14 protein-coding genes are annotated in these 17,786 nt (G+C 70.4%); 5 read left to right on the top strand and 9 right to left on the bottom strand.

The genetic code is table 11. The annotated features are described in order from the left end of the window. Positions 1-113 precede the first annotated feature (113 nt). Positions 114-560: a 3'-5' exonuclease gene (locus ACIRPK_RS35815; protein ID WP_403046853.1), complete on the top strand. Its 447-nt coding sequence runs from the start codon at positions 114-116 to the stop codon at positions 558-560. A gap of 222 nt (positions 561-782) precedes the next feature. Here the strand turns inward: ACIRPK_RS35815 and ACIRPK_RS35810 are convergent, their stop codons facing one another. The 3 genes from ACIRPK_RS35810 to ACIRPK_RS35800 all read right to left on the bottom strand — a co-directional run bounded on the left by ACIRPK_RS35810 (position 783) and on the right by ACIRPK_RS35800 (position 4,564). Next, complete coding sequence (locus ACIRPK_RS35810; protein WP_403046848.1) at positions 783-1,049, bottom strand: hypothetical protein; 267 nt, start codon at positions 1,047-1,049, stop codon at positions 783-785. A 213-nt stretch (positions 1,050-1,262) separates the two neighbouring features. Further along, entirely contained in the window at positions 1,263-1,547 is a 285-nt protein-coding gene (locus ACIRPK_RS35805; RefSeq protein WP_403046846.1) for a hypothetical protein, read from the bottom strand. Positions 1,548-2,200: 653 nt separating this feature from the next. After that, positions 2,201-4,564 (bottom strand): Helicase associated domain protein, encoded by a 2,364-nt coding sequence (locus ACIRPK_RS35800; protein WP_403046851.1) that lies wholly within the window; start codon positions 4,562-4,564, stop codon positions 2,201-2,203. A 134-nt stretch (positions 4,565-4,698) separates the two neighbouring features. On the opposite strand from ACIRPK_RS35800, the gene ACIRPK_RS35795 reads away from it, so the two are divergent. From ACIRPK_RS35795 to ACIRPK_RS35780, 4 genes are all read left to right on the top strand, one after another. Next, positions 4,699-5,631, top strand: coding sequence for a TniQ family protein (locus ACIRPK_RS35795; protein WP_403046843.1), 933 nt, complete (start codon positions 4,699-4,701; stop codon positions 5,629-5,631). A 326-nt stretch (positions 5,632-5,957) separates the two neighbouring features. Further along, positions 5,958-6,656 (top strand): TnsA-like heteromeric transposase endonuclease subunit, encoded by a 699-nt coding sequence (locus tag ACIRPK_RS35790; protein ID WP_403046841.1) that lies wholly within the window; start codon positions 5,958-5,960, stop codon positions 6,654-6,656. Between the two features lie 14 nt (positions 6,657-6,670). Beyond that, a complete protein-coding gene (locus ACIRPK_RS35785; protein ID WP_403046838.1) occupies positions 6,671-8,974 on the top strand; it encodes a transposase in 2,304 nt (767 codons plus the stop codon). Then, positions 8,971-10,119, top strand: a complete 1,149-nt coding sequence (locus ACIRPK_RS35780; RefSeq protein WP_403046835.1) for an ATP-binding protein — start codon at positions 8,971-8,973, stop codon at positions 10,117-10,119. Before ACIRPK_RS35785 ends, ACIRPK_RS35780 begins: the two co-directional genes overlap by 4 nt. Before the next feature lie 20 nt (positions 10,120-10,139). Here the strand turns inward: ACIRPK_RS35780 and ACIRPK_RS35775 are convergent, their stop codons facing one another. From ACIRPK_RS35775 to ACIRPK_RS35750, 6 genes are all read right to left on the bottom strand, one after another. Then, a complete protein-coding gene (locus ACIRPK_RS35775) occupies positions 10,140-10,913 on the bottom strand; it encodes a TatD family hydrolase (RefSeq protein ID WP_403046833.1) in 774 nt (257 codons plus the stop codon). Next, positions 10,910-12,196, bottom strand: coding sequence for a hypothetical protein (locus tag ACIRPK_RS35770; protein WP_403046830.1), 1,287 nt, complete (start codon positions 12,194-12,196; stop codon positions 10,910-10,912). The genes ACIRPK_RS35775 and ACIRPK_RS35770 overlap by 4 nt, the downstream gene beginning before the upstream one ends. Then, complete coding sequence (locus tag ACIRPK_RS35765; RefSeq protein ID WP_403046827.1) at positions 12,196-12,978, bottom strand: hypothetical protein; 783 nt, start codon at positions 12,976-12,978, stop codon at positions 12,196-12,198. The genes ACIRPK_RS35770 and ACIRPK_RS35765 overlap by 1 nt, the downstream gene beginning before the upstream one ends. After that, positions 12,978-14,828 (bottom strand): P-loop NTPase fold protein, encoded by a 1,851-nt coding sequence (locus ACIRPK_RS35760; RefSeq protein WP_403046825.1) that lies wholly within the window; start codon positions 14,826-14,828, stop codon positions 12,978-12,980. Before ACIRPK_RS35760 ends, ACIRPK_RS35765 begins: the two co-directional genes overlap by 1 nt. 653 nt (positions 14,829-15,481) lie before the next feature. Beyond that, positions 15,482-16,504, bottom strand: a complete 1,023-nt coding sequence (locus ACIRPK_RS35755) for a transposase family protein (protein WP_403046822.1) — start codon at positions 16,502-16,504, stop codon at positions 15,482-15,484. Between the two features lie 65 nt (positions 16,505-16,569). After that, positions 16,570-17,643 (bottom strand): AAA family ATPase, encoded by a 1,074-nt coding sequence (locus tag ACIRPK_RS35750; RefSeq protein WP_403046821.1) that lies wholly within the window; start codon positions 17,641-17,643, stop codon positions 16,570-16,572. Positions 17,644-17,786: the final 143 nt, after the last annotated feature.

Genomic DNA, 17,786 nt, shown 5'->3' with positions numbered 1-17,786 from the left:
GGTGACTACTCGTCACACCGGACAGGGAGATCAGATGTCCGCCCACGAGGCATTCGACTGACCGTCAGAACGGATCTCGGCGTGTCCGCTGACACTTCAAAAGCTGGGACGAACTGCGCGCCTACGCCACCAGCGACCCCGCCGGCCGCGACCTACGCCCCTGGGCCCAACTCGTCGACGACCACGGCCACGACACCATCCTCACCCTCCTCGACACCCTGGGCACCGAGGACAGCGCCGACATCACCGTCTCCACCGCCCACCGCGCCAAAGGCCGCGAATGGAGTTCTGTCCGCATCAGCGACGGCTTCCTCGCTGAGCCCGAACCCGACGAGAACGGCCGTCCCGGCACCATCAACCCCACCGACGCCCGCCTCGCCTACGTCGCCATCACCCGCGCCCGCCACCACCTCGACCCCAGCACCCTCACCTGGATCCACCACCACCCCGCACCACACCCAGCCAGGACAGTGCCGACCCCAGGCACAGCCAACCCAGAGACCGCCACTGCCAGCAGCCCGTCAGCAGACGACCACCAACCCGCAGGAGTGGCCGACTGACACATCGACAACGACACCGGCGCACCGAGCAAAGCGTCCTCACCGGCATGAAGCCAGCCAAAGATGCCCGTGGCAGGTAGCCGTGACCTCAGCAACCAGCTGCCAGCGACTTCCAAAAGCCTGAAGCCAGTCCAGGACCGCACGCAGAAGATACGCACGGCTGGCCCACCCACGGCGACACTTCCGGCTCGCAGCAGTGCTGACGAGACATCAGGCCCTTGCCTACTGGGTGCCGCCGAGCTCGGCCAGACGCCGATCCCGGAGCTCCTCCCAAGGAGTGCAGTCCTCGGGCCGCGGCAGCCCATTCACCGCGACGTCCTCCAGAAAGGTGGCGAGCTGCTCCGCCCTGTCCCTCTCCTGAGCCGCCCAGGCACGCAGCACCGCTGCCTGCTCCGGCGCCGGCTTCTGACAACCACCATCAGTCTGATCAGACAAATCGCGCTCCTCGGTGCGGCGTTGTTCCTCACCGTAGCGACGAACGACCGCCACCGTCCGGCAACTCGGACAAGCCCCCTACAGACGGCTCGGACAGGACGCGTAAAGCATCACCCGCGCTCCAACCCACCCACCGACTGGTACAGGAACCCGGTGCTCTGCCGTACCCAGCAACAAGCCACCAACAGGCCAGTGCCCGGGCCCAGGTCGATACCGTCTTCGCCGCCCCTGCCTGAGGCCATGAGCGCGTCGGCTGCTGGCGTACGGTCAGGGAGCGGGCTGGCGAAGCCTCTCGGCGTCGGTGAGGACCTTGTCGGTCACGTCCGTCCACTCATCCTGGTCGTCTCCGTCCAGACACGGGCTCGCGAGGATCGCGCGACCACGCTCGGCTGCGGCAACGAGCTGCTCAGCGATGCCCTGCCAGCGGGCGAACACCCCGAGCAGCTCGTGCGCCGGCGCACCGTTGATCTCTCCGACGAACCGCTGCCTCAACGCGGGAGAGGACAGTGCGACGCTGATCCGCTCGATGGTCCACGGCACGTGATCACTCATCCCGAACCTCCAGCCTGCGCTGATGGACGGCACGCTCACAACATGAGGAGAAAGCCGTCGAAGCGACCCGATCGCGGGCATCACAACCGTAACGCAGCAACGTCCGGCTCCTGGGTGAAATCCACCGCTCAACCACAACGGGCGACAACTTGACGAACTGTCACCCGGGCCGCCTCCAGTGTCGTATGACGCCCAGTTCGCCGGCCGACAGAACGTTCTTCGCCAAAGGCGAGGGGCGGCGCATCCAACTCACCACGGACCGGGACAGTCTCAGCCTTCAAGTCCGGTTCTGTTCAGTCCGCTTGAAGGACCGCCGACCAGCCCTTGCAGCGACTGCGCGGGGAAGTGCGTATACGCCGGAGCGTCTTTCAGGGGTCTGTCCAGCCAACGGCCCTGTCCCGTATTCGGTGGTGACGAAGCGTCACATAGGTCTGGCGGGATGCCGATTCGGGGATACCGGCAGGTCAGCGCACTTCCGAACGTTCGCTGGATCTCGTACAGGCGGGGCCGTTCATCCCGGAAGTCTGAACGCTTCCGGGATGAACGGCCCCGCCCGTCTCCTCCATGACCTCATGCCATCACCCTCCGCAACGAAGGAGACGCTCCGTCACCACCGAATACGGGACAGAGCCGATGACCGTACAGACCCTCTTTCAGCCCGCGCGCGGGCGCCAGCGCATATCAAGGGCTTCGAGGGCGTCGAGCTGTTCGCGTGACAGGGCGCCGGGATCCCGGCGTCTCTCGGATATCCATCTGCCGAGCTGGAAGTCGGTGCCGTCCAAGGCGCACCGGTACCAGGAGGGCACGTCAAGGTGCTGGTGGTTACGCCTGAAGGTTCGGGCCGCTCTCAGGCCCCGGGCGAAAGCCCACTCGGCGGCGCCGCGAGGACGGCGCAGCAAGAGAGCGAGGGGGTGGGTGAAGGGGAGGGCGCCGAGAAGGTTGTGCCTGGTGTCGCCGAGCTTGGCGAGGTTGTCGATCTGGCCGTCGAGCCAGCGGGTGAGCGGGTCGCGGTTGCTCTGGGGGCGCAGGGTGGGGAAGGCGAGATCGCCTTTGCGGGCGGCGGCGAGAGCATGGGCGTAGGTCCGTTTCCAGGCGGGCGGCCATGGCTCGCTCCACCATGGGTAGATCTCGCCGAGGGCCCGCTGGTAGCAGACGGGAAGGGTGCGGTCGCGTACTTCTCTGCGGCGGTCGGCGAGCCAGCGGCCGAGGTGGAGGCCGCCGTGGCGTTCGTGTTCTGTCGGCGCCAGGTGTCCGTTGCGGCTCATGTAGTCACGGGCGACTTGGAGTTTGCGTTCGATGCTGTGGGGAGGGTGTTCCCACAGCATGCCGAGGGTGTCGAGGGTGCTGATCCGGTCCGGGAGCAGCATGGCGTTCAGCCGTAGTGAGCGTTGCTGGCCGATCCACCAGCCGAGGTAGAAGCGGTCGGGGCCGAGGTAGCGGCTGGGAACGTCGAGGTGTCCGTGTTCGAGGTGGAAGCGCTCGGCGCTGGCGAAGCCGTAGTCCCAGAGCTGGTTGGGTGCGGGGGTGTCGCTGAGGTCGAGGAATTGGATGATCTCGTCAGCGCGTTCGGGGGCGGCTGCCAGTTCGGGTAGTGCGGATTGACCGCGGCGGTGTGCTTCCAGGTGTTCCACGCGATGGAAGGTGTGCTCGTCGTAGAGGCTGAGGGCGATCAGGACCTCGTAGAGGAGGCGCCACGGTGTTCTCCGGGTTGCCTCTCCCATGTCGTCGCCGGGGGTGAGGTAGATGGGGATGACGATGGTGGAGATCTTTCCGTCGCCCGGTGTCTGGCGTAGTGCCCGGCCGACGGCCTGGACGATGTCGACGGTGCTGGTCTTGGGGTGGGCGAACAGCACGGAGTCGATGGCGGGAATGTCGACGCCTTCGCTGCAGCAGCGGCAGTTGGTGAGGACCGCACGGTGCGGAGCCGCCGTGCTTGGCGCGGTATTGAGGGGGGTGGTGGCGAAGGCGGCGTAGGCCTGGTGTTGTTCGAAGGGGGTCTGGTGGGAGTTGACGGTGCCGACGTGCAGCAGGGAGTGGTCGAAGTCCGGGTGGAGGGCGGCTGTGGCGGGGAGGGTGTCGGCGAAGGTCTTTGCGGCGGCGATGGAGGGATGGAAAGTGAGGGTGCGGCGCAGGTCGTAGCGCTGCTGGGCGAGGGTGAGGGCGAGTTGGGCCGCGGCAGTGCGTAGTGCTTCGGATGTCCAGGTGCTGGTGTCGCGGCGCAGGGCGTGGAGCAGGTCTTCGTTGCGGATGGTGATGACGACGATGCGGTAGTCGGCGAGCAGTCCCTGGTCGATCGATCGTGCGAGGGAAATGCTGTAGACGATGGGCCCGTAGAGGCTGTGGTCGTCCATGGAGGCGACGACCTGGTCGGGTGATACGCCGCGCTCGGCGCCCTTCTTCCGGTCGAAGAAGAGAGGGGTGGCGGTCATGTAGAGGCGGTGGAGGGCGGGGAGCGCGTCGTTGTCGTGGACCTGCGCCCAGGCTTTGTCGAGATTACCGGTGGTGTGGTGGGCCTCGTCGACGACGATCACGTCCCAGCCGGGCAGGTGGAGGGCGGCGTGCGCCTGGGTGACCTTGTCCAGGGACTGATAGGTGCAGAACACGTTGAGCGGCCCGTCGGATTGTGCGGACAGGGCCGCGAGTTCCTCGGACTCGTCGGTCGTGGTGAGGATGCCGGCCAGGGTCGGGTCGGCAGGCGTGTCGCGCGAGCAGACGCCGATGTAGCGGCCCGGACGTCTTTCGTGGTGCCACAGGGCAGCGGTCTGTTCGAGCAGGCGCAGGGACGGCACGACCACGAGGGCACGTCCGTTGGGGGCCACCTCGTGGACCGTGTTCAGTGCGACGTGGGTCTTGCCGCTGCCGGTGGCCATGGTGATCGTGGCTCGGGATGCGCCCTCCTTGAAGACGGACACACACGAGTCGACGGCCAGGTCCTGATGTCCACGCAGAGGACTGCGCAGGCCCCCGTGCCTCGGTGCGGCCAAGGGTCCCTCCCGGGTGACTGCCGACGCTCTCACGTTCGAGCGTGGGAGAAGCGGCCGTTGGCAGGCACGGGTCTGCGGTTCGTTCACCCGAAGGAGTGACCGCCTTCTTGACCAGGGGGCTGCGCGCTGGTGGGCTGCGGTTCCGGGCGGGACAACCGGGAGGGCATGTGACGGATGCGCCGGGGCTGAGGTTCGGTCCTCGGTGGCCGCTGCCCGGCCGGGCGCGCCTGGTCGGAGGTGAGTCGACGGGCTCGTTCGTCGCGCGGCTCGCACACGGCAACGGCCTGGGGCTGGCCGAGTTCCTGGGCCGTGTCGGTCAAGGGCAGGCTTCGGCCGATCCCGAGCGGGTCGAGAGGTATCCGCAGTCCACCGAGATGTACGTGAACGAGCCCGGGCTGCGGCACCTGGTGGTCCTGTCCGGCCTGCCGGTGGAGTTGCTGCGGCGGGCGCTTCCGAGTTTGGCCGAGGAGTACGTGCTGCCGGGTGGCAGGGAGGCGCTGTGGCAGTGGCCGTGGGAGGCGGAGAACGGGTACCCGGTCCGCCGGTGTGCCCTGTGCGGGTACGCGCGCCAAATCGGCGAGCCGGTGTGGCTGATGTCGCCGCAGCCCTGGCAGGTGTGTCTGCGGCACCTGCGCTGGACAGACGATTCTCGCTCGCAGGAGCCTTCCTTCGTGGACCTGAGGGTGTTGCCGGAATGTTCCCGGGCGCATCAGGAGCGACTGCGGCTGATGCGGCGTTTCAAGGCGGCGGGCACCCGGGTCTTCGCGGATGCCTCCCGGATCGTGCGCTGCTGGTGGACGGGTATGCCGGATGAGCCGCTGTGGGCGGAGCGGGCCTGGAGAGCCGGGCTGGGGGCGCGCACATCCAGGGCCGTGCCGTTGGTGACCTATCCGGAGACGGTGGCCGTGGCATGGTCCATGCTGCGTTTCGAACAGACCGGCCGGTTCGGCACCGCCGACCGGACCCGCTGGCTGGCGGACATGGAGCACCTGATGGCGGGAGCGGGGCTGGACTACGCCGTCGGCAGGGACGAGCTCCTGCGGTGGCTCGATGACCGTGGCAGTGGCGCACCGAGTCCGGGGCCTCTGCGGGGCCGGTGAGGGCCCCGCCGCGGGAACAGGAAGCAGTGGACGAGCCCCGTCGGTGTCTTCCGGCGGGCGCTGGACTGCGGACGTGAAACCTGGCGGTACCGGCTGGTGCAGCCGCTGCCATCCGGTTCTGGGGGCTCATGTACGGAATGTGGCCATGGGCGCTGGGCTGGGCTTCGGAGCGGTGGGGCGGCGGACCTCATGGTGCGGATGCGCCGGAACGGGTGGGGCTGGTGTCAAGGGCACTCATTCGTTCGGGTGACGCAGGTCGCCGCTCTCGCCCGGGCCCGGCCGAGGCGTCTTCAAGCTGATGGTGTTCGGAAGACGGGAGGGGTCCGGTGCGGGACATCGTCGGATGGCACCTTGATGAGCTCGGTGAGCTGGCCTCGTCGCGGGCGGCTGACCTGGCGGGCGTGGCGCTCGAGGAACGCCGGCCGCCGACGGATCCGGTCGCCTATCACGGCCGCCAGGGCATCATCACCGCCTGGCCGTCGTCGTCGCGGTCGATGGTGGTGTGCGGGTCGCTGCGCCGGCTGCGGGTGGCGGTGGAGCTGGACTTCACCGCAGACATCGGGCAGTTCAGCGGTGAACCTGTCGAACTGCACTGGCTGCAGGGCCGTGTACGGCACCGGTGGCGGCCCGACTTCATCGCCCGCACCCGCCGGGGTTCGCGCTGCGCGGTGGTCGTCCCGCCCGAGCGCCGTGCCGGTCCGCAGTGGCAGGAGCGCCTGGCGGCGCTGCAGGAGGTCGCGAAGGCGGCTGGCTGGACGGTGCGGCTGTGGCCGGTGCCGCGTGGCACCAGGCTGGCGAACCTCATGTGGCTCGCGGACTACCGCTTCCCCGCCCCCGGCGAGCGGGACCGGGAGGACGCCGTACTGGCCGCCTTCCGGCAGCCAAGGCCGCTGGACGAGGGGGTGGCGGCGTGCGGGGTTCCCGAGTTGGTGGCTTTGGATCTGGCCTACCGCCTGCTGTGGCAGCAGCGCCTGCGGTTCGACTGGACGCGGCCCCTGCTGGCCGATGCCCCGGTCTGGGCATGAGAGGGAGGGGTCCCGTGAGCGGAGAAGGATTGCCCGGGCGGTTCGAGAGCGGCCGGGTCCGGGTCGGCGACCATGTCCGGTGGCGGGGCGAGGAGTTCCGGGTGGATGCCCTCGCCGGGCCGACCGTCACCTTGCAGCCGGTGGCGCCCGGGGCGTGTGCGCCCGTCGACGCTCTGTACAGGGCGGTGGCCGGCGCCGCGGACTTCGCGGTCCTCGACCCGGCCGGACGGCCCGTCGAGCGCACCGGACTGCCGCCTCTGGGGACGCTGCTGCGGGGCGTCAGCAAGGAGGACCGCGCGAACGCCCTGAAGTGGCACCGGCACATCAAGGAGATCGACACCGGGATCCGGCCCGGCCGCCTGCACCCGCGGTCCGGCTACGACCCGGCCACCACCACCGTGGCGCAGCGCTGCCAGGCCAAGGCCGCCGAACTGGAGGACCTGGGCGACGTCCGCGTCAGCTGGCGGACACTGGACGATAAGCGCCGCAAGTGGAAGGCCGCGGGCGAGAACCCGCTGGTGCTCATCGTGGACGGGCGCAGGGCCCGGCCGCCCCGGCCCGGCGGCCACACCGACCCCCGCCTGATCGAGGCCATGCACGAGGTGACCAACGCCTTGGCGAGGGAGTCCGGCGGGCGGATCAACCGGGCGCTGGACCTGGTCGAGGACCTCGTGCGGCGCCGGTACGCCAAGGAACTGCGGGATCCGGCGGAGGCGGAGCGCCTGCTGCTGCCGCAGTCCACGTTCTACAAACGGATGGCCGAGCTCGGACTGTCCGACGTCCTGCGGCAGACGACCCGCCAGCGCTCCGCCCGGGCCAGCAAACCCAAGGGCCCCCACACCCCCTCACACGCGCTGAAGCCCGGCCAGCTGACCCAGATCGACACCACTCCCTTGAAGATCAAGGCCCTGGGCGAGGACGGGGAGGTGGTCTCGGCCGAACTGACGTCCCTGGTCGACGTCGCCTCCCGCAGCGTGGCCGGGTTGATGATCGTCCCGGCGGTCACCGGCGACGGCCCCGTCGGCCAGCGGGTCGGCGGCCGCGCGACCCGCGCCTTCGATCTGGTCCTCACCCTCGCGCAGTGCTTCGCGCCGCTGCCCACCCAGCCCGGCTGGGATCCGCTGACCGCCGCCGCAACGTCCGCGCTGCCGTTCGGCGACCTGCGCGCCGCCGACCCGCGCTTCACCGAGGCGACCGCGGCCCGGCCCGTCATCCACCCCTGCACGATCGTCCTCGACCAGGGCAGCCCGTACCTGAGCCGGCACTTCGAGGACGTGTGCGCCTTCCTCCGCATCGCCATCCGCTACGCCCGCAAGGACCAGCCCACCGACAAGCCGATCGGCGAACGGTTCTTCTCCACCCTCGCCGACGGCTTCAGCCAGCACGTGGCCGGCTGGACCGGCCGCAACCACCAGGCGCGCGGGCGCGGCATCGACCGCGGCCCGCTGTGGACCATCAACGAGCTGCAGCAGATGGCCAACGAGTGGGTGGCCCTGGAGTACCAGCAGCTCCCGCACAAGGGGCTCACCCACCCCGCGCTGCCCGGGCAGCACCTGTCCCCCAACGAGATGTACGCGGCCCTGGTCTCCCGGTCCGGGTACCGGCCCCGGCCGCTGACGCCCGAGGACAGCCGCAAGCTGCTGGTACCGGCGTGGGTGAAGGTCACCGACAAGGGCTTCGAGGTCGACAACCGCCCCTACCAGAGCCCGAGCGGCGAACTCAAGCCGCTGGAGGGCCTGGACTCCGGGCTGGAGGGGCCCGGCGCGGGCGGCCGGTGGGAGGTCCGCTACGACCCCTACCGGCCCGAGGTCGCCTGGCTGTACGACCACCGCAGCCCCGGACGGTGGATCAAGGCGGAGTTCGTCCACCGGCACCTGCTGACCGATCCGTGGACCGTCGACCACTGGGACGCGGCGACCGCCCTCGTCCTGGCGGACGGCGGCCGCAAAGACCACCACGCCGCGATCGCGCTGGCGGTGAAGGACCGGCGCCGCCGCACCCGCACCGCTCCCCCGCGCCGCAGTCGCACCAACGCCCTGCCGCCCTTCCAAGGGCCCGCGCTGGACGTCGAAGCGGTGGCCGAGGACCGCTACGCCGGGATCGGCGACCTCGACCTCGACGCGATCATCCCCTCCCCCGCACGCGTCCTGCCCACCACCAGCCCTGTACCGGCGCAGCGCCCCGCTCTCGCCTCCACCGCCCTCGCCGGCCTGTTCGGCGACGACACTGACGCCGAGGACGAGGATCCGGAGCAGGAGCAGCGGGCCGCGCTCCTCGGCGGGGACGCCTCCACCACCCTCTTCGAAGGAGAGCTGTGAAAGCATCGGCCGCGCTCAGGGACAAGCGGCGCGAACGCGCGCTGCAGCGGGCGCTCAGCGCGCCGATGCGCCCCGAATGGCTCCACACCCTCCCCGGGTGGAACCACTACTCCCACGAGCACCTCGTCGTCCCCTCCCTCGCCGACCACCCCGCGCTCAAGGAGGAGAAGGAGCGCAGGAAAGACCCCCGCCTGGGGTTCCTCGGGCACCTGATGATGGTGGAGAGCGCCGCCGCCCGCACCTGCATGGACGACGTGCTCGAGGCGGTCCTGGTCAACAGCCGCCGCCGCGAGGGCCTGAGCGACCGGGTCATCGACGGCCTCTCGGGCACCGGCAAGAGCATGCTGCTGCGCACGATTGGACGCACCGTGCAGCTCGAGATCGAGGAGCATCCCCACTTCACCGGAGCCCAGATCCCCGTCGTGCACATCCTGGCGCCCGCCGACACCGACAACAAGATCAACTGGATCTGGGAGATCGCCTGCTTCCTCGGGCTCAACCCCGAGCCCACCACCGAGGACGACCTCATGCGCTGGCGCAGCTACGCGGACCTGTCCGTGCCGGTCAACTACGTCCTGGAGACCGCGCTGACCCGGCTGCTGCTCGTCGACGACATCCAACGCGTCACGCCGGCCCAACTCGCCCCCGTCCTGCACTACTTCGACTACCTGCGCAACCGGCTCGGCATCACCACCGTCTTCTGCGGCACCGGCGCCAGCAGCATCGTCCACGAAGCACGCGCCATCGCCGACCGCCACACCATCGTGGTGCGCCAGCGCGCCGAACGCCTCGCCCGGGCCCGGGAGCAGGACCCGGCCCACCCCGGCTACACCGCGGCCGACGAGAAGGACGAACTCGCCTACGGCCGGCTGCCCGTCACCTGGCTCGACCCGATCCCCTTCGACCGCCACGACAAGACCTCCTGGCCCACCGTCCTCGCCGGGTACGAGAAGCACCTGTGCCTGCACAACCTCGACGAGAAAGCCCTGACCAAGCACAGCCTGTACCTCCACCGGCGCACCGGCGGCTACTTCCGCGACCTGTCCCAGCTCATCAGCCAAGCCGCCACCCGCGCCGTCCTCACCGGCACCGAGAACATCACCCTCACCGAACTCGCCGCCGTCACCACCAGCCGAGACAACTGACCCCGCCCCGGGCCCGCCGGTCACCGGGGCAGGGTTGCGATGTGGGACCGGATGCGCCGGCCGAGCAGTGCCGAGCAGCGGGTGTCGCGCACGAGCGCGGCCAGGTTCTGCCACGTGGTCAGGCGGATCCGCTCCGGCGTCGTGCGGTGGTGGCGGGCGAGGGCCTGCTCCACCCCGGTCGTGTTGCCAGGGCGCGGAGCCGCGGAACTGCGGTCCCCGAACGGGTGGTCGGTCTCGGTCAGAACCCGGTCGAGGGGGATGGAGTCCAGCAGTGAAGTCTTGTGTGCGGCGGAGGCGTTGAGGGAGAAGTAGCAGCCGAGAGCGACGGCTCTGGCCGTCAGCTGGGCGTCCCCGAGCCACCAGTGCAAGATCATGCCGGGCGCGGGGGATCGTTCCAGCTCGTCCAGGACCTGCTGGTGGGCGGCGTGGCTGTGGATGCTGGTGATGCGCGGGGTGCGGGCCAGTGTGTCGAGGATGCCGCGGAAGGTGGCCTGCTGACGGTCCATCGGGATGCGGCTGCCGCCATCGAGGCCGATCTCGCTGACCAGCGGGGTGCGCTCGATCAGGTCGGCGAAGCCCTCGGGGTCGAAGGCCGTGTGGCTGCGGGCGAGGCCGGGGTGGACACCCACCCCCCAGATGATCTGTGTGTCCGCGCGCTGGACGGCGGTGGCGGCCTCGGCCAGGGAGCGGGTGGCCGCGAACACCACGGCGCCCAGACCCGCGAGGTCGTCGGCCGGCACGGCGGTGTCGATGTGCGCGTGCAGGTCCAGCGGCGGCAGTGCGGTTGTCCTCATCGGTACAGCAACTCCAGCTCTGCCACGCCTCGCCTGCACAGCTCGAAGGCCTGGCGGGCGGAGTAGTCGGCGGGAAGGCCCAGTGTGGTGACGTCCGCGGGGCGCAGGCCCCGCGCGAGGAAGGCTCGCAGCGACGGTTCGACCGACTTGTTGCGCAGGTAGGTGTTCAGGTTGTCGTCGTGGCGGGTGTGGAGGTAGTCGGTGGCGTCGGGAAGGTCCGCGGCGAGGAAGGAGGCGCGGCGCAGCAGGCAGCCGAAGCACACGCCGCAGTGGGTGCGCACGGGAATGCGGTGGCTGCGGTGCCCGGTGTGGGCGCAGGAGTGGGTGCGGCTGAGGAATGCGGCGGCCTGCGCGGGGCCGACGAGTTCGGCGGCCTGGCGGAACATCTCGCCTTTGGTGCGGGTGGCGAAGGGGTTGTGGAGGTCGGCGTGGGCTCCGGCGTCCTTCGCGATCGCGGCCAGGGTCTGCAGGAACAGGGGGTGGGTGGTGCGGGTGGACAGGGCGCCGCGCTGGTCGGCGGTAAGGGGGATATTGAGGGACGCGAAGCCGTTCTCCGGGATCCACAGCGGCACCCCGTCGACGGCGGCGGCGGCCAAGCCCAGGGCGAGGAAGAGCAGGGAGCGGGTGCGGGTGGAGTACTCGTTGGGCAGTTTTGTGCCGTCGGGCCGGCGGGCCTTGCGGGAGAAGCGCAGCCTCTGGTGGTGTTGTGGGGGGCCGCCGATGAGACGGGCGATCTCGTCCGCTGTCTCCCGCTGGACGGGCGCGAGGTTGGTGGCGCCGACGTGGGACAGGAGAAGGTGCCGCTCCGGCCCGAGGCCGTGGCGGGAGACGAGGGCGCCGACGGCGGAGTCGGCTCCGCCGCTGAGCAGGACCACGCGCCGGATTCCGGGATACGGGGTGGTCAGGACGGTCTCCTGCAGTGCGGGGGCGTGGTGGAAGCCGATCGACCAGCGGTCGCCGGAGAGGAATCCCAGGAGTTGTTCGAGCCGGTCGCGGACGGCGTCCCAGCGGGCCGGCTCGAAGACGGGCACCCCCAGTTCGAAGGTGCGCCGGGTCCAGTTGGAACGGGCGGCGCGCCGGGGTGTGCTGCGGTCGGCGGCGTAGACCAGGGCGGCGAGGCGGACGAGTTCGATGTTGGGTTCGGGCACCGGCCCGAGCGCTCCCAGGGACGGCCCCAGGGTGGAGACGAAGGAGACCTCCGGGCCGGGGGGCCACCAGAACGTGGTGCCGTCGGGGCTGGGGTGTGAGGTGTCGGCGTCCAGCTTCAGGGTGTAGGCGGGCATCAGGGCTCCATCCAGATGGACCGCATCGCCCCGATGCCCTCTTCGACGGCCCGGGTGATCTCGGCGGCGCTGGGTCCGGTGATCGTGAGGGAGGCTCGGTCAGCCAGCGCTCGGGCGGTGTCGAGCAGTTGGCGCTCACCGTCCGCGGTGGCCCAGGCGGGGCGGGATCCGTCGTTCATCTTCGCCGCGGTCTCGCTGACAACCGCCTCGAAGATGATCATCGCCAGGGTTTCCCGGACGACCTCATCAGGGCTGGGAGGCGCATCGGCGGTGCCGGCTTCCAGGACCCACTGGGCGACCTCGCTGGCGACGAAGCGGCGCTCCGTGTCCTCGATCGTGCCGTCGGCCAGCGGCCCGCAGGCCGCGTCCACGATCCGCCTGGTCCACTCGATCGGATCGTGTACGACTGCCTGCAACTGGGCGTAGTCCAGGCCCAGTTCGCGCAGCGCCGCCGCGTTGCCGGTGCGGTACGCGTACGCCGCCGCCGCTGCGCGCCCGGCCGTGCGGGAGGACTGAGCGATGGTGCGCTGCGCCCCTCCCCCGGCCGATCGCCCCGCTCCGCCCCCGCCGCCTCCGGCTCCGGTCCCACCTCCGGGACCGTCCGTATGTCCGCCGGATGACCCGAACAGCCTTAGGGAGGGCAGGAGTTGGCGGGGGTCGAGCTGCTTCTCCGCTCCGCCGGGGCCGGCCGCGGCCACGGCGTCGAGCCACTGCGTGACGTTGTTCTGGAGTTCCTTGCTGGCCGGTGTGCCGTTTCCCGTGTAGGAGCCCTTGGTTCCCATCAGCGGCGGGTTCCGGTGTTCAGGGCGCTGTCCAGCGCCGCTCGGATGTGTGGCGGGCTGCTGGGGGCGTGGTTCCTCCAGTGCTCGAGCACGCGGTGGAAGTCGGGCTTGCCGGCGGGCAGGGCCAAGATGGTGGCCGGTTCGAGCTCGGCGGCGGGCACGGACTGCAGCAGCCGGGCGGCCTGGTCGGTGACGGCCGGGTAGGCGGCGACGACACGCACCAGACCTCGGACGGCAGGGACCTGTTCGGCCGGACGGTCCCGCGCTGCCCGACCGAGGTACTCCACCAGCCTCAGGGCATCGTCCTCACCGAGCGCGGTGATGTCGACTTCGGTGACCTTGCGCTGGTCGAAGCGGGCCGTCGATAGCAGGTTGGCAGCGATGTCCCGCAGCCGGCCGGGCAACCCGGCGTCGAAGAGCTGCTTGCCGGAGAAAGCCGCCGCCAGGTAGAGGTAGGGGGCGAGGTCGACGCCGTCCAGCCCCGGGGTCAGCTTCGCCCAGCGGAGCAGATCGTCCTCGAAGGTGAGGGGCTCCTCCGCGGTCGCCTCCGGTGCGGGGTCCTGTCCGTCCTCCCCCGGAGCGGCTGCCTCGGGCGCCGGGGTCTGCGTCGTGGATCGGCCCGCGGCCGCTTCGAGCTTGCCCATGCGTGCGCGCAGTTCGCCTCGCGCCAGCCACTCCAGGATGGTGGCGAAGGAGTCGGGCAGAAGCCTCTCCAGCACCATGAGCTTGGCGACGATGTCCGCCTCAAGCGCGATGCCGCGGTGGACGGCGACGGACTGACGCACCTTCAGGTCGTTGAGGAAGCGCTTGATGCGGCGGGGACTCCCCTGAAGCTTCTCGTAGAGGATGGGTGTCATCCGCGAGGCGAAGGCCAGCTCCGCGGAGATGTCACCGCCCTCCACCGCGTCGGGGAGTTCGTCCAACACGCCCTTGGTTCGCCGCAGTTGCACGCACTGCGCGACGTAGGGGGCGAGTGCGTCGACGGCCAGTCGCTGGGAGAGCTGCAGCAGGACGAGGAACGCCTCGGTGTCGAAGCGGCTCAACGTGGGCAGCGGCACCGTCGTCTGCACGATCTTGTGCAGGTAGAGGCTCGCGGGATCCTCGGCATCCGCCCCCGCCCCGCCCTGCCCGCCGCCCGGGGTAGGGAACCGCACGCGCAGGGCATCGGCCACCCGGCGCTCGTCGGCAGCCACCACGAAGGCCATCTTCGGCACGGCCAGGAACAGCCGGATGGTCTCCAGCGTGTCGACGACCGTCTCCGGCAGGCACCGGTCCAGGTCGTCGACAAGCACGACCACGCGCCGCAGATGACTCAGCTCGGGCGACTCCATCAGCGCGCGGAACTCCTCGCGGAACTCCTCGAGGCCGCGCGACAGGGGTTCGGCGGAGTTGTCCTCCTGGCCGGCCGATTCGGTGTTGACCAGACTGGTGAGGTCATCGACCGACGGCAGCTGCAAGGTCAGCGATGTCCTCGCCGCCACCTGCAGCGCCTTCGCCCAGTCGACGCGCTTGCGCAGGGTCGTCAGCATCGCCCGCGCGCGGCCGTGCAGCCGGCCCGACTTCTTCTCCGTCTTGGCGAGTTCCGCGGCGACCGCGCCGAGGACCTCCCCGATCAGGGTCTCCTTGGCGCCGACCCCGGGGTCGTAACGCCACGGGTCTGTGCTGATCACGAGCACATCGGTATCGACGTCGGGTGCCTGCGGGGCGATCCTGTCCTCGACCAGGCGCAGCACCGTGGTCTTGCCGCTGCCCCACGCTCCCGAGACGCCGACGGTCACCGGGTCGAGTACGTCGTCCAGCACGGCCCGCACCACGGTCTCCGCGACCGCGTCGAAGGAGAGCAGATCCAACCGGGTCGGCTCATCCGACCACAGCCCCGAAGACATCCCGTCCACGCCGTCCTCCAGCCCGCGACACCGTCGTCGCAGTCAGTGCCCGTGCCGTCCACCACACGTCCAGCGACTCACACACATGCGGTGGAGGCACACCATAACCCTCACACCTCCCCCGCAACAGAAGGAAACCCGAACTGGCGCCCGCGCCCTGACGAAGTACCAGGAGACCAGCTCCTCCCCCACCCCCTCCACCAGCCATTGTGATCAGACCACGCCAAACATTCCCGCCATGGAACACTCGCTCGGTTCTCCCCACCGAACCCAGCACCCAACGCCGGACGCATATATGAGAACCCGGTGCCACCCCGAAGGGAACTGACACTCGATCAGCAACACCGCACGACACCACGGCACACATCCAAAAATGTCGATCAACTCACTGACCTGCGCAAATGTAGCAAGATACGTAGGATTTCCCGTGACACTCACGCAATTCCACACTGACAACCGAAGCGCCTGTTCAAAGCCAGCCTGAGACTGCGCCCCGCGATCATCAGGACCACATCAGCGCAGTTCAGCATGCTCGTGGTGCGAGCTCAGAAATTCCAGCCCAACCTACGGAATCCACTACACCAGAAGGCCACCAGTCTCCAGTCAAAACAGGTAACTCACAGTGCCTCGTCCTTCGGCGCCTTGGGGCGTTTGCCGGGGCGTGGCTGGTGGATGTATCCGGGCAGCGAGGCCAGGAACATCCGCTCCACCGAGCGGTTGAGCCCTTCCACCGTCCCCTTGAGGTGCGGGGTGTACGCGGGCAGGTCCTCGACGACCACGTCTAGCGCTTGGAGTGCCGCGTTGACGGCCTTGGACAGGAAGTCGCGGCCCCGGTCCATGCGGACCTTCTCCGGGAGGCCTCCGAAAGGTCCGTACGGGTCGGTGTGCAGCACGGCGGCGCGCAGTGCTGCCAGGACGGATTCCCGGGAGGGGTAGCCGGCGGTGACTGCGGCTCCGGTGATCGCTGTGGTGGCGCAGTCGATGAACCAGGTCACCCACGGGCGGTGCGGGCTGCCTTCGACGTCGACTCGTACCGGGGCCTGGACGTGGTCGGTTTCCCACACCTGGTTGCGCCACCCGCGCGGGCGGGCCAGGAACACGTCGTGCCTGCGTGCCGCGCGCTCCCCCGCCGCGAGCCCGGCCCGCTCCCCTGGGGAGAGGTCTCGGCGGATCGCCCGGTGCAGCGTTGTCAGCGACGGCACCTTCATGACAGCGGCCGGCGGGTCGGCACCCGGCCCCGGTCCCGGCTCGGGCTCCTGCGCTGTCTGCGTCGTCGTGTGGGCGGTCGCGCGGGTGGCGAGCTCGCGCTGGACGGCTGCCACGTTCCCTTTCCACAGCGCCAGCAGCCGGCGTACCTCCGGGGTGACCGTGAACCGCGTCGCCACCTGAGTACGGGCCCCAGGAGCGGCGGCGGCACGCGGATCGCTGCGCGCGTCGGCCAGCCACCGCCACACTGTCCGCTCCGAAACCGCCAAGGCGGCGGCCACCGACCGGACCTGGCCGCTTTTGAGGGCGCCGTCCTGGCGCAGTTGCAGCAGTCGGCGGAGCGCGGGAGCGCGCAGCGCCGCCAGCGAGGCGGCCGGCAGCGCCGGCTCACCGGCGCCCGCGCTTCTGGGCCCGGGGTCGCTGTCGTTGTCCACTGCCGCTGCCTCCTTCCGGGCGCGCTGCCGTGTGTGAGCGCTGCCTCTCTGGTCGCCGGTGCCGGTCACAGCGGTGGGCCAACGCGTTGGAACAGCCGGTGCAGCAGCGTCCGGTCCGTGGCCGCGTCCGGGGCGGTGAGCAGCACGTTCTGCAGGTGTGTGGTCAGTGCCGACCAGGTGCGGAAGCTGCCCCGCGCGCAGGCGGCGTCGATCCACCGCAGGTCCTTGGCCGGCACCGTGCGCCACAGAGGGTGGAAGTCGGCCATCGTCTCGGGTACTTGGGAGGCCGGTAGGCGCGGGACCTCCTGCCAGGCGCTGACCCGCGACGCGAGTTGTGGAAGCCGCGCCACCACACGCTCGGTGCCCGCCCCGCACAGCACCAGCGTCACCCGCGTCCCGAGGTCGTCGAACAGGCCCTGCAGATACTGAAGGCACGGCAGCGGCATCCGCTGGGCCTCGTCGACCACCAGTACCCACGGCTCGGCCAGCGCCTCCACGATCAGGGTGTCGGCCTGGGCGGAGCGCTGCGGGAACCGGCCCGCCAGGCCCAGGGCGGCGAACAGCGCCCGGCGCAGCTCCGCCAGCGACGGGCGCACCGGCGTCATCACCCACGCTGCCTCGAAACCCGCCGGGAGCCCCGCGGCAGCCGCGCGCAGCGCCACCGTCTTGCCCCGCCCGGTATCCCCGTACACACACGCGATGCCCTGGCCCGCGACCGCCAGTCCCACCGCCTGCGCCACCGCGCCGACCGCCTCGGTGCGCACCACCGCGGCGCCCGCCGGCAGCGCGACCCCTGCCACCGCACCCGGGCGGCCCACCGGCCGGCCTGGCTGCCCCGCCACCGCCGAAGGCACGGCCATGGCCACTGCGGAGACGGCACGGCCGACCGGGACCGGCCGTGCCGTCTCCGCGGTGGTGTCCTCGTCGCGGGCGGCCAGCGCGAGATCCGTCAGAGCCCGCTCCATCCGCGCCCGGGCCCGGGTATCGACATCACGCTCCGTCAGGGCCCGGCCCGCGTCCAGATCGCGGTGCACCACCCGGTACAGCGTCGCCAGCGACGGCACCGGCGGCCCCTGCCCGGCCGTGGCCTTCAGGTGGCGGTGCAGCACCGCCACCGACCCACCCGCCCGTCCGAGCACCTCCCACTGCTCATCGGAAATCTCGAACCCGCGCCGCGGCCGCCGCTCTAGGCAGTGTCCTGTCGATCAGTTGAGTCGTTGATGGGACTGTGGGAAATAGGGGTGATCTGACGGATGCCCAGTGGGAGCGGTTGGAGCCGCTT

This window comes from Kitasatospora sp. NPDC101801, assembly GCF_044766665.1.
In the GTDB taxonomy this organism is placed as follows: domain Bacteria; phylum Actinomycetota; class Actinomycetes; order Streptomycetales; family Streptomycetaceae; genus Kitasatospora.
The sequence above is the reverse complement of the archived record's forward strand: the minus strand, read 5'-3'. Positions and strand labels throughout refer to the sequence as shown.